This window comes from Akkermansiaceae bacterium (assembly GCA_024233115.1).
Classification (GTDB): Bacteria; Verrucomicrobiota; Verrucomicrobiia; order Verrucomicrobiales; family Akkermansiaceae; genus Oceaniferula.
The window spans coordinates 32,100-52,802 of the sequence record JACKQB010000009.1; the positions used below are offsets into that span (position 1 = coordinate 32,100).

At 53.8% G+C, this 20,703-nt stretch carries 17 protein-coding genes; 12 read left to right on the forward strand and 5 right to left on the reverse strand.

Annotated elements, in window-relative coordinates; genetic code table 11:
- Nucleotides 1–37: 37 nt before the first annotated feature.
- The 3 genes from H7A51_19440 to H7A51_19450 form a co-directional block, all read right to left on the reverse strand.
- Nucleotides 38–1,318 carry an efflux RND transporter periplasmic adaptor subunit gene (locus H7A51_19440; protein ID MCP5538394.1) on the reverse strand — a complete coding sequence of 427 codons (1,281 nt, stop codon included), beginning with the start codon at nucleotides 1,316–1,318 and terminating at the stop codon, nucleotides 38–40.
- 33 nt (nucleotides 1,319–1,351) lie between these two features.
- Nucleotides 1,352–2,770, reverse strand: coding sequence for an efflux transporter outer membrane subunit (locus H7A51_19445; protein ID MCP5538395.1), 1,419 nt, complete (start codon nucleotides 2,768–2,770; stop codon nucleotides 1,352–1,354).
- Nucleotides 2,771–2,907: 137 nt separating this feature from the next.
- Nucleotides 2,908–3,249, reverse strand: coding sequence for a hypothetical protein (locus tag H7A51_19450; protein ID MCP5538396.1), 342 nt, complete (start codon nucleotides 3,247–3,249; stop codon nucleotides 2,908–2,910).
- Between the two features lie 230 nt (nucleotides 3,250–3,479).
- Here H7A51_19450 and H7A51_19455 point away from each other — a divergent pair, with 230 nt between their 5' ends.
- On the forward strand, nucleotides 3,480–4,451 hold the full coding sequence (locus tag H7A51_19455) for a hypothetical protein (protein MCP5538397.1): 972 nt from the start codon (nucleotides 3,480–3,482) through the stop codon (nucleotides 4,449–4,451).
- A 52-nt stretch (nucleotides 4,452–4,503) separates the two neighbouring features.
- Here H7A51_19455 and H7A51_19460 read toward each other — a convergent pair whose 3' ends face one another.
- Nucleotides 4,504–5,328 (reverse strand): squalene/phytoene synthase family protein, encoded by an 825-nt coding sequence (locus H7A51_19460; GenBank protein ID MCP5538398.1) that lies wholly within the window; start codon nucleotides 5,326–5,328, stop codon nucleotides 4,504–4,506.
- Nucleotides 5,329–5,409: 81 nt separating this feature from the next.
- On the reverse strand, nucleotides 5,410–6,681 hold the full coding sequence (gene lepB / locus H7A51_19465) for a signal peptidase I (GenBank protein MCP5538399.1): 1,272 nt from the start codon (nucleotides 6,679–6,681) through the stop codon (nucleotides 5,410–5,412).
- 178 nt (nucleotides 6,682–6,859) lie between these two features.
- On the opposite strand from lepB, the gene H7A51_19470 reads away from it, so the two are divergent.
- The 11 genes from H7A51_19470 (at nucleotide 6,860) to H7A51_19520 (ending at nucleotide 20,617) form a co-directional block, all read left to right on the forward strand.
- A complete protein-coding gene (locus H7A51_19470) occupies nucleotides 6,860–9,061 on the forward strand; it encodes a TonB-dependent receptor (GenBank protein MCP5538400.1) in 2,202 nt (733 codons plus the stop codon).
- A 101-nt stretch (nucleotides 9,062–9,162) separates the two neighbouring features.
- Entirely contained in the window at nucleotides 9,163–9,954 is a 792-nt protein-coding gene (locus H7A51_19475) for a DUF3450 family protein (GenBank protein ID MCP5538401.1), read from the forward strand.
- A 1-nt stretch (nucleotide 9,955) separates the two neighbouring features.
- The gene (locus H7A51_19480; GenBank protein ID MCP5538402.1) at nucleotides 9,956–11,344 is read left to right on the forward strand and encodes a MotA/TolQ/ExbB proton channel family protein; all 1,389 of its coding nucleotides are present in this window, start codon (nucleotides 9,956–9,958) and stop codon (nucleotides 11,342–11,344) included.
- A 31-nt stretch (nucleotides 11,345–11,375) separates the two neighbouring features.
- Entirely contained in the window at nucleotides 11,376–11,903 is a 528-nt protein-coding gene (locus tag H7A51_19485; GenBank protein MCP5538403.1) for a MotA/TolQ/ExbB proton channel family protein, read from the forward strand.
- A gap of 2 nt (nucleotides 11,904–11,905) precedes the next feature.
- Entirely contained in the window at nucleotides 11,906–12,313 is a 408-nt protein-coding gene (locus H7A51_19490; protein ID MCP5538404.1) for a biopolymer transporter ExbD, read from the forward strand.
- A 131-nt stretch (nucleotides 12,314–12,444) separates the two neighbouring features.
- Nucleotides 12,445–13,149 carry an energy transducer TonB gene (locus H7A51_19495; GenBank protein MCP5538405.1) on the forward strand — a complete coding sequence of 235 codons (705 nt, stop codon included), beginning with the start codon at nucleotides 12,445–12,447 and terminating at the stop codon, nucleotides 13,147–13,149.
- Complete coding sequence (locus tag H7A51_19500) at nucleotides 13,146–14,528, forward strand: tetratricopeptide repeat protein (protein ID MCP5538406.1); 1,383 nt, start codon at nucleotides 13,146–13,148, stop codon at nucleotides 14,526–14,528. The genes H7A51_19495 and H7A51_19500 overlap by 4 nt, the downstream gene beginning before the upstream one ends.
- Nucleotides 14,529–14,763: 235 nt before the next feature.
- Entirely contained in the window at nucleotides 14,764–15,315 is a 552-nt protein-coding gene (locus H7A51_19505) for a PEP-CTERM sorting domain-containing protein (GenBank protein ID MCP5538407.1), read from the forward strand.
- A 107-nt stretch (nucleotides 15,316–15,422) separates the two neighbouring features.
- Nucleotides 15,423–17,132 (forward strand): VCBS repeat-containing protein, encoded by a 1,710-nt coding sequence (locus H7A51_19510; protein MCP5538408.1) that lies wholly within the window; start codon nucleotides 15,423–15,425, stop codon nucleotides 17,130–17,132.
- A 54-nt stretch (nucleotides 17,133–17,186) separates the two neighbouring features.
- Nucleotides 17,187–18,854 carry an ASPIC/UnbV domain-containing protein gene (locus H7A51_19515; GenBank protein MCP5538409.1) on the forward strand — a complete coding sequence of 556 codons (1,668 nt, stop codon included), beginning with the start codon at nucleotides 17,187–17,189 and terminating at the stop codon, nucleotides 18,852–18,854.
- Between the two features lie 53 nt (nucleotides 18,855–18,907).
- Complete coding sequence (locus H7A51_19520) at nucleotides 18,908–20,617, forward strand: hypothetical protein (protein MCP5538410.1); 1,710 nt, start codon at nucleotides 18,908–18,910, stop codon at nucleotides 20,615–20,617.
- The last annotated feature ends 86 nt before the right edge of the window (nucleotides 20,618–20,703 follow it).

Here is a 20,703-nt window from a genome sequence, read left to right on the forward strand (position 1 = left end):
GGCGGGTGACAGGAGTCGGGAGTCGGGAGTCGGGAGGTTATCTCATGGAATGTGTGCCATGCGTTCTTTGTCCTCCACCTTGGGATGATTTGTTAGCGGCATCAACTTTACCTTCGGAGATAATCTCTACGGGGGCACCCTCGGGGGCGTAGGGCAAATGCGATGTGGCAATCAGGTCGTCGGGTTCGATGCCATCACGAATGATGACCACCTCCTGGCCCGACCAGACCGGGTTGACACTGATGCGTGTAAGGGTTCCACCGCGTACCAGCAGCAGCTCATTGAGGCCGCTCATGTGTTCGCGGCGGACGACGTAGACGTTGTTGAGTTTTTTGCCCGGTATGGTTGCCCTGACAGGTTGGCCGATGTAGAGCGGCGGCGTATCGGAATTGAGTGAAAAGGGGTCGTCGATCCGGGCGATGACAAAGAGTTGGCGTGACCCCTCGTCCAGCTCCCCCTCGGCCCGGACGATGGTGCCGCGCCACGCGGGCGATGCCCCGGTTTCTTGTTCCGTGAGGATGGAGTTGAATGTCACCTGGTCCTGCTCGCCCTGTTCACCGGGTTTTTGGGGTGGGGTGAAATAATTCAGGTCCCGTGTTGTAAGGGGGAGTCGGACCTCGGCGAAATCGGTGGAAAAAATTTCGCCCAGCGTGGTGCCGCCGCCGACCTGCTGGCCAAGTCCGACGTGACGTTTCCTGACGCGACCATCGTAGGGGGCGCGGATTTTCGTCCGGGCCAGGTTACGTTCGGCGCGTTCGACGGATGATTTGGCGGAGTTGACGGTTGCCTCTGCTTCGCGGAGCTGGGGTTTGCGCAGGACCAGCTCACTTGGCTCCTCGCTGAAGCCGGCGTCCTTCCAGTTCAGCAGGGCCTGTTTGGCGCGGGCTTTTTCCTGGGCGAATGATGCCTCGGCACGTGCCAGCTGGGCCTGGGCAGAGGTCAGTTCTGTCTGGTAGTCCGCGGGATCGAGCTCCAATAGGATATCATCTTTTGCAAAAAAGGCACCGTCTTCAAAATGCTCGGAAATACGGATGATTTTGCCACTGATCTGAGCTGTCAGAGATGTGGCATTGTGGGTGCGGACCTCTCCCTGTGTTTGCAAGAGCACGGTGTGGTCCTGCCGCTTCAGGGCGATGGCTTTGGTCCGCAACATCGGTCGTTTCGAGCCAGCCTGACTCCTTGCAGGCTTCTCATTGAGTTCGGGCCCGATTTCGCGACCAAACAGGGTCATGGATTTCACCCCTTTGAGTCCGAAGAATGCCGCGCAGCCCACCGCTAGAATGGCGAGCGGAACCAGGATGTGAAAGAGTAGACGCATGGATATCAGGTGTCGGGAGGCAGGTGCCGGGTGTCAGGATGAGAAACTGCCGCCGAGGGCGAGGTGGAGATTGATACGGTTCTGAATCCTCTGATTTTGCAGATCGATCAACGAACTTCGGGCACTGGAGGCACGACGCTGGGACTCGAGTAAATCGATGATGTCGACACCCTCGATGCCTTCCGCGTAATCGCGCTCGGCTTGTCGTTCCGCCAGGGCGGCCTGCTGCAGTTCCTTGCGTAGGTATAGCTCTTGTTGCTGCAGCCATTTCTCGGATGCCAGCGCCGACTCGACCTCACGGAAGGCGCGCAGGGCGACATCGGAAAAATCATGGATGGCTGCCTTGTTCCTGGCAACGGCGGCACGGGCGTCCTCGCGCAGAGCCCCGCCCTCAAAGAGCGACTGGCTGATGGATGAAGCAATGGATGATGCAAGGTAACCGGGGTCGAGCAGTTTCCCCAGATCCGCCGAGCTGGTGCCCGTACCCGCGGTCAGGCGGAGAGAGGGTAATAGATTCTTCTGGGCGGCACGGGCGCGGTGGAATGACGCTTCCAGGCGTTTTCTTGCCTGGACGAGATCGGGCCGACGATTGATCAGCCCGGACGGGATGCCGGCCGGAACGGATTTGCGAATGTTGGGAAGGGCTGTCGGGGCGGTGATCGCTGCTTTGGGGTAGCGCCCTAGGACGATTTCAAGATTTCTTCTGGCATCGCCCCGTCGTTGCTGGCGCGAGCGGAGGATGCGTTCGGCACTGAAGACGTTGTTGCGTGACAGCTGGAGCTCCAGTGACCGCGCGGTGCCGGCTTTGTAGTTGCGTTCGATGATCTTTTCCACTTTCCGGTAACTCTCGAGCGTTTCCTGGGCCAGTTTGACCTGGTTTTCCGCGCTGATTAAATGATACCATAGACTCGCGGTGTTGGCTGCCAGCGACAGCCGGGTGTTCCGGAAATCAGCGACGGTGGAATCGTAGTCGGCCTGTGACGCAGTATGCAAATGGCGGAGACGACCCCAGAGGTCAAGCTCCCAGCTGGCACCGACGTTGATACTCTGGCTGGTTGAGTAGCTTCGGGTGCCACCGGCCGCATCCTCATTGGTGCGGCTCCTGCTGGCTGAACCCGATGTGCTTGCCGACGGCATCCTGTTTGACCGGGACTGTATCACACTGGCGCGGGCTGCCTTGAGTCGCTCAGCCGTGGCTAACAAACTTGGATTGTTAGCCATGGCCTCATTCACCAGTTTGGGAAGCCGGGCATCGTTGAAGTCTTTCATCCATCCCGTGCTGATTTTGGCGGACTCGCTTTGTCTGGACGCCTCCCAGGCGCTTGGAACACTGATTTTGGGCTGGACGGATGGGATGCCGCCCGGTTGGCAGGATGCCAGCATGGCCAATGCTCCCAAAGACAGCACTGCGGCTCGGTGATGGGAAGTCGGTGGTCGGTGCTGGCAGGTCATTTTTATGAAAGCAGATTACGTCACTTGGTAGAACGGTGTCCGGTGAAGGAATTGTGGGTCAATGAGATGAAAAAAAACCTCCCCCACGGAGAGTTTGCGCGGGGGAGGGGGTGTTTTCAAGAAATTGTCGTCTCCATTTATGGAATCCGGAAGTGCTTGGAAGTGCTGAGGTCGGGTTGGCCGGTGGCGGGGTTCACCTTGGCGGTGGACGGGTCACCTACAATGTCCCCACGGCGATAGCCCTTGACGTCGATGATGTTGTAGGGGCGATAGGGGCTGACGACCATGTTAGGCCTGTTTTGCGGGTCGGGGTGTCCTGTGGGGACGTCGCTTTCGCCTTCCACCCGTGGTGCCGGGACTTCAGGTCCGCCCGACTGGGATGAATCCCCGGGACCGTTTGGGTTTGGTCCGGGGGTAGGTGCGCAGGAAGCGAGAGCCGCAGCGGTGACTGTGAGTAGTGCGATATGTCGGTTTTTCATAAATAGGGTCAGCTTATGGTGAATGGATTGTCGTGGCATTGACGCACCCGTTATTGATGATTCGCGATCATTATACGGGCAAATCCATTTATGGCTATCAAGAAATCTTCGCTGGTTACTGGAGCTTTAAAGGATTGACGAAAGTCGACCTTTATCATATGGTTAACCCGAAGTGAATTTCAGAATCACTTAGGAAAAATGTTCTGGAGTCATGAATCACCCTTACCAACATGAAAGTCAAACTATTACTACTGCTTGCATCCGCCAGCACCCTTCACGCCCAGGCAATATTCACCCACGACTTCAGTGTTGGCGGTGGCTGGGGTCCCGGGTGGACTACCAGATCTAACATGCAAGCGGGACGACTGGACAACCACGCGCTCAAAGGCGATAGCACCAACGTCGCTGGTGCATTTATCAACTCGAACACCCCTGGCCAAGCGCCGACTGGAATCTCCAGCAATACCTACAACCTTTCCACTGTCGGGTCCTCGCTGACATACAACATGAGTTACTCGGCGTTTGAGCCAAGTTATGTTCCTAACTCCATTTATTCTGGAAGCGGGTACAATACTCTCAATGCCTCCGGCGACAACCAGTCCTTCCGTATCGGTCTAGCAACAAGCACCAATGATGATTTCACCGGTGGGGCACAGGATTCCTTTTTTCTTGCCGCCAACGAACTGTCTTATGGCTATACCAATCCTGCCGGGCACCTTTTGCCGACAATTGACGCAGCCCTTGCGTTCCGCAACGAGAACAACGCCGTTGTGCAGGCCGTTGATCCGTCCTTCACGATTGAGATGGGGGATTTCGAACTCACCGGCAACAACTCCTACAACAAGGATAGGATTTTTTACGCCATATCACAGACTTACACCAATGTGGGTAGCGGATTGTTTGATATCGTGGTATCCATTGATGCTTGGAATGCCCGCATCGAGGCATTTTCAGGGGGCTGGAAATCCGAATACAAAATCGGTAATGTAGGTACCTATACCTTTAACAATGTGGCACATGGATTATCTGATCTCACCGCCTTACGACCTGCACTGGGTACCTATTACGCGGACTATAGCTATGCGACGTCCGGGGCCAATTTCGACAGCTACCAGGGAGCTTCCGTGGTTCCTGAGGTGACATCCAGCCTGTTGGTCATCTTGGGCGGCATGAGTTACGTTTTCCGCAGGAGGCGGGCGTGAATTCGCTAGTCACCTGGATGAAAGCACCAGGAAGTCGAGTGGAGTCGTTGTGTTACCTGCCTAGCAGGGTTGCCACGAGGATCCCTGTTTTTCTTGCCTTGGAGAGTGAGTAGCGCTGGGTGAAAACCTGGAAATTGTCCGCGCGCATTTTTTTTAACAGGCCGTGGTAGATTTTCCGCATTGCCTCCGCCGCCCTGAGGGCCTTGGCGTCCTCGGGCTGGAGGTGGTCGACTGCTTGTTGATAGAGTTCTTCAGCCCGATTGGCCTGTGAGGTCATCATGGCGACAAAGCGGTCATTGTGCACCTGGTTTGACAGGTCGTCCTCGGAGTATTGGAAGTAGGTGAAATCCTCCCTGGGTAGATAGATCCGCCCACCGTTGCGATGGTCCTCGGCGACGTCACGCATGATATTGGTCAGTTGCAGGGCATGGCCGAGGGTGACGGCATACTTTTCCGAGTCGGGGTGGGTGCAGCCGAAGATCCTGATGGAGATGATACCCACGCAACTCGCCACCTGATAGGTGTATTTGGTAAGGGCCTTCCAGGTATCGAACCGTTGTGGTTCCAGGTCGGAGGAGCAGCCGTCGATCAGTTCGAGAAAGGGTTGTTTTGGGATGGAATAGCGGTCGATCAATTCGATGACTTCCTGCTGTAGTGCATCGGGTTGCACAAACCCGTTTTGGATGCCTGTGCGCCAGGCATCGAGCTGCTGGATACGTTTTTCGATGGCGATATCGAGGTCGTCGGCAAGGTCGTCGATCACCCGGCAGAAGGCGTAAAATGTCACCATGTCCCGCTTGCGCTCCCTGGGAAGGCAGGTGAGGGCAAAGGCGAGGTTTGACTTCGCCTTACGGGTGATTTCTTGTGATGATGACATGGAGGGAAGGGTGAGTTGTGAGTGATGACCGGGGAATGCACCTCCTGGTGATCACCGGGGGCATTGACCACGCACAAGTCACTATTTGATAACTCCCCAGTGGCCACTCTTAAAGGGCCAGAGGGAAAAGGCGGCGGGTCCGATGACGTTGAACTCCTTGACGGTTCCCCAGTTTCGAGAATCGGAGGAGTTGAAGCTGTTGTCGCCGAGCGCGATATATTCGTTCATGCCGGGTATGTCCGAGAACCGGGCTTTGAAGGTTTTCCCCTCGGCGAGCTTCTGGCTGGCACCGTATCCATGGTAGCCGTTTTCCTTGCTCATGACTCTGACGAATCCCGGTTCGGAGGCTTTTTTCCCGTTGATGTAGAGGTCTGTGCCGACGGCGTGGAGTGCGTCACCGGGAACCGCTGCAAGGCGTTTGATGTAGTGTGAGCCGGCAATACCACCGCTCTTGGCTGCATCGCTGTGGATTTTTGTAATGTCCCGGGTGTCGAACACAAAGACCTCACCGCGACTTGGGCGGCGGAAGTGATAGGACATCTTGTCCACGAGGATCAGGTCACCACTGTCGATGTAGCCCCGGGCAATCACGGTGCCGGCGGCTAGGTGGGGTCGCGTGTAGATCGTGCTCCTGCTTCTGGAGCCCTCGACGGATAATTCTGATCGGAGGGTGGTCTGGGCTTCGACCCGGTATTGCTGTTGTTCCTCGTCGCTCATATCCCGGGTCGGATAGCCGCAAACGTGGCCGAATCCCATGCCGTCACGGTTCATCAGGGCTGCTTTCGGCCCGGGGAAAGTCACTTTGCTGCCGTCCTCGAAGTAAATGTAGGTGCGTGTAAAGAAGTGTAAAAACGGGGTTTCAACCACCGGGTTCTCAGAGCGGAGGCGCTTGTCCTCCTTCAAGACGAGGTCGACATACTTGCGGCCGTGGGTGGCGCGTTGCAGCGTCCTCGAAACAAGGTTTGGAAAATCATCCGCGGATTCCACCGAGGTGGCGACAATACCGTTCAGCGTCGGCTGCATCGACCCCGTGGGGATGCGGAACGGCTGCACGACGTAGGCGCGCAGACCGAGGGCGATGACGATGGCGACAAAGATCACCTCCAGGTTTTCTTCAAACCAACCCTGGCTCCTTTGGCGGGGCAGGGCGTTCTCGCAGGTGGCTTGAAGCTGCTTCGAGGCCTCCGCGCATTGATCCTTGTCGCCTTTTTTGCGCGCGGCCTTGAGATCGGCGCGACGTGACTCGATTTCGGCGATCATCTGCTTGTCCAGCAGGTCGCGTTTGTAGTTCAGAAACTTCTTCGCTGCTTTGTCGAGAAGCTTGGCTTCCTTTTTCCACTTGGGTGCAAACATGTCGGCACGAATAGCGGTTAGTCAGACGATTCCAGCAAGGCAAAAAAACAAGATTTCCATCAGATAATACTTGCAATTGAGAATCAGTCGCAATAACGAGAGGGGTCGCGTGTGTTCCGCGATCCTAAAACCAGGTCAAAAAACGACCTCAAAGTACCAACACATCATGAGATATCCAATGCATAAAACAATGGCCCTGGCTGCATTCAGCCTGGGAAACCTGGCGGCCCTCAGTGCTCTAACTGCCGATGACGGCTCCCTGTCACCTCTCACCGTCGTAGGCGGCAAAGACCGCGCCCTGGATCTGGTCGGTTCAGCGGCATACATCGATACGGATGATATTCGCCAGCAGAACTACACCAACATCAACCGCATCCTCGCGAAGGTGCCTGGCGTTTACACGCGTGAAGAGGATGGCTTTGGTCTGTTTCCAAATATCTCCGTCCGTGGCGGACTTGGCACAAGGAGTGAAAAAACGACCATTATGGAGGACGGGATCCTGATGGCGCCGGCACCTTACTCGGCGCCCGGTGCCTATTACTCACCCAATGCGGGGCGCATGAGCGGTTTGGAAATTCTGAAGGGTTCGAGCCAGGTCAAGTACGGTCCGCATACCACGGGCGGGGTGATCAACTACCTCTCCACTCCTATTCCCGACCAGGAGAGTTTCTATGCGAGGTTTATTTATGGGTCCGACAACACCTTCACCGGTCACTCCCATTACGGTAACACCGTGGAAACAGAAAACGGCTTGCTGGGTTATTTGTTAGAAATGCACTACCAAAGCTCCGATGGCTTCCGTTCGATCCAGGGGCACGGTGGCAGCAGCACCGGCTTTGAGCGTATCGAACCAATGTTCAAGTTGTTCTGGGAGCCGGACACCGCCCTGAAGCAACGTTTCGAGTTTAAGCTGGGCTACACCGATTTTGATGCCGACGAAAGCTACCTGGGGCTTGCTGAAGCCGATGTGCGTAGCCGTCCTTATGATCGTTACGCGGCCACCAAGTTCGATAACATCGACACCTTCCAATACCGCACCTATTTAAAGTACACCGCCGAGCCGACCGATGATTTCAAGCTGGAGGCAACGGCCTACTACAATCGTTTCAACAGAAACTGGTATAAGCTGAACAAAATCAACGGTGCCAGTCTTCATTCCGCGCTGCTGAACCCAGCCGCGGTGACTTCTCTTCAAGGGATGACACCTGGTGATGTGATCGATGTCAAAGCGAATAACCGCGACTACTACAGCTACGGGGTGCAGTTTGCCGGCACCTATGACTTTTCGCTTGGATCAGTCGATCACAGCATCACCAGCGGGATCCGGCTGCACAAGGACCGTGAGTATCGTTACCAATGGGTGGATCAATACACATCAACCGGTGCCGGTGACTTTGGCCAGACAAGTTCTGGTGTGCATGGTTCTGATGCCGACCGCCGACAAGAAACCGTCGCTACCTCGGTCTTCCTTGAGGACGAGATCAAGTCAGGAAAATGGACACTTCGTCCCGGCCTTCGTATTGAGCACATGGAATACAATTACGAAGACTACAAGGGTAACGCATTCCGCGACGGTGCTCTCACGACCTGGGCCGGCGGTATGGGGTTCACCTTTGATATTTGTGACACGGACAAACTCTTCGGGGGGATCTACCGTGGTGTTTCCACACCGGGTCCGGGCGGTTACACCAATACCAATCCTGTTAGTCAGACCGATGAGGAGACATCCATTTCCTACGAGCTGGGATGGCGTCACCACGATGCGGAAAAAGCACGGGGTTTCGAGCTTGTTGGTTTTTACACCGACTTTGATAACCTGTTAGCTCCGGCAACGGGTGTTGGTATCGGCGATCCAGCCAACGGCGGTGCAGCCGAGGTTTATGGTATCGAGGCTCAAGTCAGCTTTGATCCAGCGACGGCTAACGGCCAGGCATACCGTCTTCCCATGTATGTCAGTGCAACATGGACACAGGCGACTCTGAAGCAAAACCTGGCCACGGACACCGAGAATATTTTCACCGATTTCCAAGGTGGTAACGAAGCAGGAAACGACATCCCCTACATCCCGGAGTGGAAACTGGCGGCAGGGATCGGTGTCGATATGAGCAGCTGGGGCGCCAATCTCGATGCCACCTGGACGAGTTCCATGTATGGCACCGGTGGTAACCACGCTAACCCGGTCACCTCATCCCGTGAGGGCAAGGTCGACGAGGCGTTGGTCTTCGACATATCAGCTTGGTATCAAATCAACGACAACTGGAAGCTGATCGGTGGTGTGGCCAATATTTTCGATGAGGAAAATATCGTCTCAAGACTCCCGGAAGGGCCTCGCAATGGCCGTGGCCGTAATATTTACGCCGGATTTGAAGTTCAGTTCTAAGCCGTTTACCACATAATGGATGGGAAGGGGGGATTTGCTTCCTTGCAGATCTCCCCTGATCCACTTCATAATCCCCTGGCCGTCACCCGACTCATTTTTCCATGCCGCCGATCAAACCAATCATCACCATTTGCCTGACCCCGTTTGCCATGATGGCTTCTCTCTGGGCGCAGGATGCCGGCACGACTGAAGACCCGGGTGCCACGAAAGAGCTCATCCACCAGTGGGTGAAAACCGAGCGGATGATCTCGGAGGAAAAAACGTCCTGGGAGGTTGAGAAAAAGAGTATGCAAAGCTTGCTCGACCTCTATCGAAAGGAGCTCGCACTGCTGAATGAGGAGCTCACCCAGGCTGGTGCATCAGTGGAGCTGGTGGATCACGATAAAGAGAAGCTCGAAGCCGAACTCAAGCAATACCGGGAGGCCCAGCAATTGCTGCGTGCCAGCATGGCCCGCATGCTTCCCAGAATGAAAAACGTGATAACTCGCTTCCCACAACCACTGGCCGATGAGCTGAAGTCGGATCTCGATGCCTTGTCGGCACCTGACGCCCTGGGCAAGCCACGGGATGTCCTGAAGTCGATGCTCGCGGTGCTCTCTGCTGCGGGCCGGTTCAATCGCAGCATCACGGTCGCCGAAGAAACCCAGACTTTGCCCGACGGTAAAAAAATGACGGTCAGCGTGCTCTACCTGGGGTTGTGCCGGGCCTATTACACGACCAGCTCGGGTGATACGGCAGGTATTGGTTCACCGGGCAAGGAGGGGTGGGTATGGCAATCCGTGCCCGCCATCGCCGCGGATGTCAGACGCGCCATTGCAGTGTATCAAAAATCCCAACAGCCACAGCTCATCAAGCTTCCCGTGAAGCTGACAGGGGGAGGGGAGAGCAAGTAAGATGATGAAACACCTGGCCATATTTCTCTTTGTTTTGACGGGGTGGATCGCATCTGCCGGAGCCCAGGACATGGAGTCGATCCAAAAGGATTTGCATGATGCCCGCAAACGTCTAACCGAACAGCGTGAAGCCATCGCCAGGGAGAAACCCGGCCTTGGAAAATCCTTTCACGAAACCAAGGCCGAGCTGCTGGAAAAACGCCGCAAGGCGCGTATCGCCCGGATGGCCAAATCAGACCGTGAATCCCTGCTCAAGGAACTGCAGAAAAAGTGTTACACCTCCGAGCAGGACCACAGTTACGTTGACAGCCAGTTGCGTGATTACGGCCTGAAACTTGAAACCTTTTTACTGCCGGGGGAGGTTTCTCAATCGCCCGACACCACTCCCGCATCCGGTTCGCCGGCCGAGGCACTTAAACATCGCCTGGCCGTACTCGAGGCCGGGATCAATCGGCTCGACGCACTTCTTGGAGGCAGCGTCGTCAAGGGCGAGGCAGTCGCTCCCGATGGGGAGGTGAAGCCGGGGACCTTTGCCCTTGCCGGTCCCGCCGCCTGGTTTGCAGCCGATGACGGTAGTCTCACCGGTGCGATCGTCCGGGAAAAAGGCACCCGCAGTCCCAAGGTGCTTGCCGGTCAGGAAAGTGAGGTCAGGGAACTGCTCGCGGGTAACGAGGCCTCGCTGGACATCGACGTCACAGGAGGAAAGGCACTCGCCCTGGCGACCCTGGAAAGTGATAAACTTGACATCTTCCGCAAGGGGGGATTCTGGATCTGGCCGATTCTTGCTATCGCGCTGTTCTCAGCCGTCTGTGGTATTGTCAAATTGGCACAAATCGCCCGCATCCGAACACCTCAACCCGAGTGGGTTTCTGGTATCCTTGGCGCGTTGCGTGAGGGCGACCAGGAAAAAGCGCAAGGCCTGGCCGGCGGGGTATCCCACCCTGTGGCAGCGGTGATCAGTCGGTGCCTGACCTATGCCAAAGCAGGCCCCGATGTGGTCGAGGAGGTTTTGTATGAACAGCTCATCGGTGTGCAGAACAAACTCCAAAGCTGGTTGCCCTTCATCGCGATCACCGCGGCAACAGCTCCCTTGTTAGGTTTGCTGGGAACGGTTTCCGGTATGATCAGGACCTTCAACGTCATTACCGTATCAGGCACGGGCGATGCCAAACCTCTGGCTGGGGGGATTTCGGAAGCACTGGTCACAACACTCTTCGGCTTAGTGGTCGCCATCCCGGCCCTCATCATCCACGCCCTGCTCTCCCGTCGTTGCCAGGGTATCATTCAAAACACCGAGAAGCTCGGACTAACACTTGTCAACGGCTTGCGTGGCGAAAAGTTCCCAAAACCGGACACCAACCACCTGGAGCGCGTTGCAGGGGACGAGTAATTCTGTAAATTTTGTTCATTCTGTCTAAAAAATGCTCAACGAATTCCAACATACCCTGAACCAGGGAGGCCCCATTCTGTGGGCGCTGATCCTCCTGGGTATCGGACTCTACAGCATTCTTGCCTCCACCTGGCTCGGACTCAAAAAAGTAAAACAAGAGCTCTCCGGTCTCGATTTCCAATGTGATGGAAGACGTCACACCATCCGCCAGTTTGCCACCTTCGAGCTGGACCGGCTCGCCTGGGTGGAACGCCGGCTCCCATTTATCGGGGTCCTGGCAGGTGCGGCACCACTGGCTGGTCTGTTAGGGACCGTCTCGGGAATGCTGGTCACCTTTTCAGGTCTCGCAACCAGCAGCGCGGCGGCACCCATCGATAAAATCTCCGTCGGCATCTCGGAAGCCCTGATCACCACCCAGGCAGGTCTTCTCATCGCCATACCCGCCGCATTTCTGCTGGCTCTCCTCAGGAAACAAACCGAGTCGACCCACGCCAAGCTCCAACAGCGCCTCCACCACGCACTCATACCCGCCACCCGCCCCCTGACACCCGCCCCCTGAACATGCGCCGCTTCAGACATTTCACAGGAAACGAATCCGCATCATCGGAGATCAACATCTCGCCGCTGATAGATGTGGTCTTCATCCTGCTGATCTTTTTTATCGTCACCACCGTCTTCATCGAGGAAACGGGGGTCGATGTCAACAAACCCCGGGCCGCGTCAGCCCAGGACCTGGAGAAAAACTCCATCCTCATCGCCGTCACCGCCAATGGCCAGGTCTATCAAGGGGGCCGCAGCATCGGGATCGATGGCGTCCGCAGCGTTGTCGCCGCCATGCTCGAGTCCGACGGCACGATCCCCGTCATCATCCAAGGCGACACCCAGACCGACCATGGCACCATCGTAAAAGTCATCGACGCCGCCAAACTCGCCGGTGCCAAAACCGTCAACCTGGCAACGTCGAAGTAATAAACTCCAACGACCAAACTCCAAAAACCAAGTAAGAAAATTCCGTGGCTTCTGTGTTTTCCGTGGTTAACAAAAAACACATTACCCAAGCCTTCCTTTCGCGCATTTCGCATCCTTTAGCGGTCAAAAAAATGAAACTCAAATCCATCATCCTGGGAATTGCCATGACCGCTGTTTTGCTCAGCGTGCTGGTCGCTACGCGTCTGATGGTGCTTTCCCCGCTCAGCCCTGAGTTTGAAATCCGCGAGATCGAAACCGTCAGCCTGCCCGAGCCGCCGCCCCCACCTCCCGAGGAGCCGGTGGACGAGGACATCCCGCCACCACCGCCACCCGCCTTGGCCGACCTGGCGATTACCCCGGACCTCAGCCAACCGGCTCTCCCGGTGGTGAACAATCAAACCAAACCCCAGCTTGCCGTGGATACATTTTTTACCGACCAGCCACCGGCGCCACTTCCCGTCGTCACCCGGCCAACGCCGCGTGCCGTGACAAAACCCAGGACCCAATCCCCGTCACCACCAACGATCCGACACGCCCCCCCCCAACCAAAGTCCCAATACTCGCTTGGTGAACTCGATAAAAAACCGCGCCTGCTCCGCAACCCGTCGGTTGTTTTTCCCAGTAGCATCAAGGGGACTAACAGTGGTCGTGTTACCGTGCGCGTTGCCATCCTGCCGTCGGGTCGGAGTCAGTTTGTTTCCGTGATCTCTACCACCCACCCGGCACTGGTCCCGCTTGCGCAGCGGATTGCCAACGGCTCGCGGTTCACTCCACCCACCCGACAGGGACAGCCTGTGAAAGCGGTCATGACATGGCCTATCATCATCAAGAAATGAGTTATTCAGTGATCAGTTATCAGTTATTGCTTATCAGTGTGCTTCTGACTTCTCTGTTAAGTGCCGCCGAGCCGTTGCCTCTATCTCGGGACTACTGGAAAGACGAGGCGTTTTTGAAATCCTTTAACGGCTCTTATCGGGTCAATGCCCAGATTGAGCCTGTGGTGACTACTGCGGAACGCGGTCTGTTAGTTTCGATCCAACCGTTGATGGCTGCGGGTAAAAGAAAAGAGGCCTTGGAGAAACTCATAGGCAGCCCGCTGGTGAAAACATCGGCGGCGATTGCTTATAATGCAGGTAACATCCAGTTCGAACTCGGTGAGCTCAAGGAAGCGGCTGGCCACTACCAGTCGGCTCTTGCTATCTTCCCCAGCTTCCGGCGCGCCCACCGGAACCTGGGTTTTGTTTACGCCCGTCAAGACGACTGGGACAAGGCTCTGAAGTCGTTGGAGGAGGCCATCCGATTAGGTGATCAGGATGGCGCCACCTACGGCCAACTCGCATACGGCAGAATGCACAAGGAGCAATACGCGTCCGCTTTGCAGGCCTACCGCCTCGCCCAGTTAACCCAGCCTGAAAGCGTCGATTGGAAAGCCGGCACCGCGCAGTGCCTGCAACACCTACAGCGTAACGAGGAAGCTCTCGCGCTACTCGATGAGGTGATCACCGCCCGCCCGACCGAAACATCCTACTACCTGCTGCAGTCATCCATTTACCTATCGATGGATCGCAGCGATGATGCCATCACTAATCTCGATCTGGTCCGGAGAATGGGAGAGGGGAAACTGGATGCCGATAACCACCTTCTGTTAGCAAACTTGCACCTTCGTGCGGGAAGTAATCAACTTGCCCGACCAGTCATGATGGCTGCCTTGGAAATGGAGAACAAAGCACCTGCCGCCGCCGCATTGAATGCTCTCGAATTTGCTACACAAGTCCGCGATTGGAAACTTGCCCGCGACTTCTCACTTGCGCTCGAAAAAGCCTACCCCGAGATCAAGGACGCTAAACTCCAGCAGAAACAACAACGTCTTACCGCTCTCATCGATATCGATTCCGGAGAGGACCCTGCCCGTGGTGCCAAGGTTCTTGAATCTCTCATCAAAGAAAATCCACTCGATGGAGAGTCGTTGCTTTTACTCGGTCGCTATCGAATGACTGAAAAACGCTACCAGGAGGCAGAGATGCTTTTCCAGCAAGCGGGTCGGGTCGAAGGTCACGAATACACATCACGAATCGAGTTAGCCAAAGCCTATGTCGCTACTTCCCGATACCGCGATGCTGTTAGCCAACTCGACAAGGCTTTGAAAATCCGACCAGTCGAGGCCATCCAGACGTATCGCGATGCTGTTTACAAACTGGCGGACGCAGCGGAATAGACCCATATGCCCACACTTGTTTTGAGTGACTTGCTACACTGTCGGTTTTGGGCTTTAACTTAGGATCGGGTAGCTTGAAATGGGGTGAAATGACAAATATACTCGATTTATTGATTGTATGATGCGTAAGTTTGCTTAGATATGACGGATCAACATCGTTGCATCCATTGATTTATAATAACTCACATCTATCGGGCACTTCGTTGAAAACTCTGACACATACCCTAATCACTTTATGAAAAACAAAACAGCAACATGGGCAGCACTCCGTGGTCTAGTTCTGGCCGGTGGCCTTGGTGCAATGAGTGTAGGACAATCCGCCAAGGCGGTGTTTGTCTTTGATGTCGTGGATGCCGATACGTTCACGGTCACGGCAAGTGGCAGTTCATTGACTGGGAGTCCAAATTATTTTTGGGGTATTACAGGGAGTTTGTCCACAAATGGAAGCATTGCATCATCTCCAGAGGGCACAGTGCCAACTGCAACACAGGGCGGCTTTATACACTATACCGCTAGTACGATTTCCGGACTCAGGCTATCACTGAGCCCGTTTGGTAGTGGATCATTTACGCTTTCCGACGGTGGCGTTTACACTGTGAGTAATGTGACTTTAGTTGATTTAACTACACTCACGTTGCCAAGCTCACCACTGCCACTTACTACTGGTGGTGCGCAAGCATCGGGAACAGACAACAGCTTGGTCTTTACCGCTGTCCCTGAACCCTCCAGTACGGCGATTCTCGCTCTCAGTGGCTGTGCGATGCTACTGCGCCGCCGCCGCGCATAAGTTTTTTTTAGCCAATTAAATAACCCGCCTATGGTCTGAACAGAGGTGGGTTTTTTGACGAATGGGCTTGTCCTTTTGAAGAGAGCAATGATGATTTCAAGCTCACCATGAAACGATTACTCAGAGCTCTTATTTGCGGTGGTTTAGCCTTGCTGGTTTTGCCCCAAGCACGGGCCGAGAAAATGTGGGATGCCGAGGTGTGTACTAGTCGGTGCATGGCACAACTCAAGGTATTGGGAACAGCATTGAAAAAAGATCAACTGTTAGGAGAAGATACTAAAAAACTGTATGCACACGGAGGAGCCTACTTCCCACTTCGACCGGAGATATTGAATCATAGTTCACATGGAAAACTGCAAGTCGTGGAGGGTGCTTTCCCTGTTGAAAATAATCATAACGCGACCAAGCAGGGGGACTCGGTGTTGAGAGACTGGGTTCAAGGACTAAAAGTCGAAAGAACCTCATTTAAAATCACAGGTGTCGAGAAAGTGGGGTTGAATACTGTTAAAACCAGGGTGCTTGCGGGGATGTATGGTTCAGACTCAGAAGGGCGTAGAGGGGAACGTCACGGAACCTGGCAGATCGATTGGGATCTGGCTGGAGACGTGCCTCTTATCACTGGGTTGAAAGGTATGTCATATTCGGCTGCCTACTGGACAAATGAGTCACTGCTTCAGGATAAGTCAGCATATTTGTTTTCGTCGGCTCCAGACGCATGGATGCAACTGAGGATTCCTGCCAATGAATGGTTGCAGCAGATGAGCAATGAGGTGGCGCGCACCCAGAATTTTTACCAAGGGCTCGCGATTGCTGATGTTAACGGGGACGGTCTTGAGGATGTATTTATTTGTCAGGGCGACGGGCTACTGAATCGTTTGTTAATACAGACTGCTACTGGTGAAGTGAAGGATATCACCAAGGAGGCTGGACTCGATCTACTCGACCGCACGCGTGCGGCAGTCTTTGGTGATTTGGATAACGATGGTGATGCTGATATAGTGCTGGCTACTTACAAGGCGTTGTTAATCTATCGCAATGACGGATCAGGTAAGTTTACACAAGAGCATGCCCTGATGGATCATTTCCCCTCTCTCTTTTCCCTGTCACTGGCGGATTACGATCAGGACGGGTTGCTCGATATTTACGCCTGTGATTATTATAAAAACGAACACAAGACACGTTTTGCCACAAGGCCGGGACCGGATTTATTTCAGGATGCTACCAATGGAGGCGAAAACAAGTTGTTCCGCAATATTTCGAAGGGGGGCACACTTAGCTTCGAAGATGTAACCGAAAAGACAGGCTTAAACAAAAACAACCATCACTTTTCATTGGCTTGCAGTTGGCATGACTTTGATGATGATGGAGATTTGGATCTCTACGTCGCGAATGATTTTGGGCGCAACAACTTGTTCCGAAATGACCGGGGAGTTTTCACCGATGTCATCGATGAGGCGAGGGCACAGGACCAGAACTTCAGTATGAATGCTGCATGGGGCGATTGGAATCGGGACGGGCTCTCTGACCTCTATGTCAGCAATATGTTTTCCTCGGCCGGAAAGCGCATCACTTTCCAGAAAAGTTTCAAGCCTACCAGAGCGGAGAAAGACCGTAGGCAAATACAGCACCTTTCCCGAGGTAATAGCTTGTTCACTCAAGGGGAGGGAAATCGATTTAGGGAAGAGGCTTACCCACTGGGAGTTTGGCTGGGTCGCTGGGCATGGTCATCTCACTTTGCTGATCTCGATCACAATGGCTGGCAGGATCTGATGGTGGCGAATGGTTACCTTACCAGCAAAAAGAAGGACGACTTGTGAAGTTTCTGGTGGCGGCAAGTTGTGCCGCGAGCAACAGAGACTAGAGGTGAAAACATGGGACTCAAGCAGTCGCGTCAGCAACTTTCCGAGCAGCTTTTCTACGGCATGTCATGGAGTGGCAGTGAACGCAACTGCCTGTTCCTCAATCATGGTGGCAAGAGCTTTGCCACGGCTTCTTACATCACTGGTTTTGACTTCGACGATGATGCGCGTGGAATTGCGATGGTCGATTGGGATCACGATGGTGATCTCGATATGTGGGTCAGCAACCGCTATGGCCCCCAGGTCAGATACTTGGAAAACCAGATCTCCGACTCCCGTTGGATCAGCATGAAACTGCTAGGGGACGGTAAAAAGATCAACCGGGATGCAGTTGGCTCAACGGTGATCGTCTGGATCGAGGAAGATGGAAAGGAGGTTCCGTTAAAACGTAGTGTGGCAGCCGGTGACAGCTTCCTCAGTCAGTCGTCGCTATGGCTTAATGTAGGGCTTGCTGAAGCCACGATCAAACGCATTGAGATCCGCTGGCCGGATGGCAGTAAGCAGGAACTTTCAGCCCTTAAGGAGAACCGGCAATACACCCTGAAATACGGCGATAAGGATGCTGCGGTATGGAAACGCCCGACAAACTATAAACTACCAGATACTCCTCTTGAAGAACCTGTGCGTGACCATCGCGGCATTCGCCTTGTGGAAGGTTCTCCCTTGCCTCCGCTCGGTCTCGTGGATGCAAAGGGGAAACCTGCTGAAATTCCCAAAGGCAAAAGCACCCTGATCAAATTCTGGGCAAGCTGGTGTCCGGATTGCCAGAACGATTTCAAGGAGCTTGAGCTCTACCGCAATTATTTTTCGCAAGTGGGCGTGGATGTGGTCCTGGTCAATACCGAGTTCAATGATGATGGTTCTTTGAAAATGGCGAAGTCTCCCGTGAAAGGGTTTCCATCCTATTTTATGAACAAAGCCGGGGTAGATACTATCCAGCTCTTTCTGGATAGTATCTCTGTATTGCATCAAGAAATGGCATTACCCCTGAGTATCTTAGTGAATGCCGACGGCAGGGTCAACGGAGTCTATGTTGGTCACGTAAAGCCTGAGAACATCGCTCGTGATGCCATCTGTGGTAGACGTGCGACGGCCTGGCGATACATGAATGCCGTGCCGTTTCAGGGAAAGATGTTTAACAACACCTTTATGGCGAACTATGATCGTGTGGCTACCAATTTTCAAACTGCCGGGCACTACAAGTATGCTGCCAGTATCTATCAGATTGCACTACCTCATTACCCGAAGAGTGCTAAGCTTCACTTCGAATACGGAGAGTGCCTGAACAGGCTCGGGCAGATGCAATCTGCTATTCCGTTGCTGGAGAAAGCACTCAGCCTCAAGCCGGATTTTTCAGAGAAGCCTGATGCACTTCGAGCTTTGGGCTTTGCCTATATGCAATCGGAGCAGCCACAAAAGGCAGAAAAGGCACTCAAGGAGTCCCTCCAGATCAGCGAGGATAAAAGCACCCACTTATATCTTGGGTTGCTTGCAGAAGGAGGCAGCCTTTTTGCCCGTGCAGAACAACATTATCGACAAGCCATTGCATTATCCAAGCAACAGAAACCTGTCTTTAAAAGACCATGGCAAGCACTCTACCGTCTCTACATCGAGCAGGGTAGAAATTTGGAAGCAGATCACCTCAGGGACGAAGCCTCAGAATTCGGTGTCTCATGGTAGGTTTGTGATTTGGGAAGAATAGACAAATCTGTCAATATATTGTCAATCTAATCATGTTAGGCTCATCGACTTTAAAAAATAAGATACCAGAGGTATATCATGTGGTTTCGTTCAAAACTGTGTCGAGAATGCCAGCTTTTGATGATTATCAAAAAGTGATCATCATCAAATCCATACGCCGATTGCAGCGGTTTTGTGCCATTGATGTGCTCACATATTGTGTGACGGATACTGATGTGGAAATGCTTGTTTCTGTGCCGGATCGTGAAAGCTATTTGACAAGGTTTGAGGGGAAGAACGAGGAGGGAAAACTAATTGACCACTTCAAACACCGATACAGTGCATCCCGAATTGCGGAAATTAAAGAGCAAATCGCGGAAGCAAGGGCAAGCGGGGAGGATGGTCAGGATGTGTTCGATCATTATACCAGGCGCATTTGTGATTTGAACCTGTTTGTGGAAGCGATTCAACAAGGATTCACCCATTGGTATAAAAATAAGTTTAGCAAGGACAGCTCACGGGTCAGAGGGCAAATCTGGGCGGCACGTCTCGCAAAGGACGAGATGGTAAAGGGGGCCGAACTTCGGCAGCAAGCAGTGCAGACAGATCTCGCTGCCATACGCAAAGGGTTGGTCACTGCTTCTCAAAACTATCGCTGGTCGGGTTACGCCAAGGCTTGCACAGGAGATAAGAATGCCCAACGAGGGTTGTGTCGCGTCATGGGAGCATCGTTGCATGACTGGGACGAAGTCAGGGCGAAATATGGCGACCTGATGAAAGTGAAAGCTGGCGAAATAGAAAAGGTTGAGAGTCCCGCCAAAAATGTCGACAGAGGTAATGGTAAACTGCTTATTAGCCCTTCCCATAAGAATAAACTTGGGACCAGAAAATGGGTTAAATGGAGTATGGTGGTGTTACTGTTAGGTGCTGTTGCCTATGGAGTGAAATTCTATACGGCCCCCAAAAAGAAGGATGGTCAACCTGTTGAGAAATCTGATGAGACATCGAATACCCCAAGTTCTCGATCAAGCCATGAGGAGCCAGCATTCGATAACGACCCTAATGTAGTTGCAAACGCTTTTCTTGCTGCAACGGATCCGTCCGAGCGCCTAAAGATGGCCCGCAATTGGCGCGATGTAAAAGCGCACATGACATCTTATCATGCTGAAGCCCTGAATGGGAAAACAATAGGTCTGGGTCCCGTGAAAATTGGTAATGTAGGCGGTATCACATGTTCCAGTTATGAGGTGGTTCTCGCCAGTGGCGATATGCGACAGTTGACAGTTGTGCCTACTGAGGACGGTATGAAAGTCGATTGGGACGCTTATGCTCGATACGGCACTGCCACTTGGTCACAGATACTTGCTGGTACAGTGAAGTCGGCGGATGTCAGGGTTAGGGTTAAGCCCGTGGGGCATTATATTTTTGCCTTTAGGGATGATACCCGTTGGCGCTGTTATTTGCTGAGTAGTCCTGATGTGAATCAATCTGTCTACGCCTACGCCAAGGTAGGATCTACAACCCATGAGATTCTCAAATCAGCAGCTACCCAATTTGACGGGCCGGGTGCGCGTTTGACTATTCGTATTTCCAGCACAAAGGAAGGGCTAAAGCATCGCCAGTTTAATCTCGATCGCGTTCTGGCTATTGGCTGGGTGCTCAATAAGCCAGAGAAATTTGAAAATACGTGGGTCAAACCTCATGCGGATATCCTTAATGGCGAGGGCGAAAAACTTCACGCACCACGTAGTAGTTTTAAGTAGTCCCGGGCACTGGTAGGCACCTCATGAAATCCTACTCCACAGCCAATCCCTCCTTGCCGTCCGCTCGATGGTAAGCTAGAGTGGTG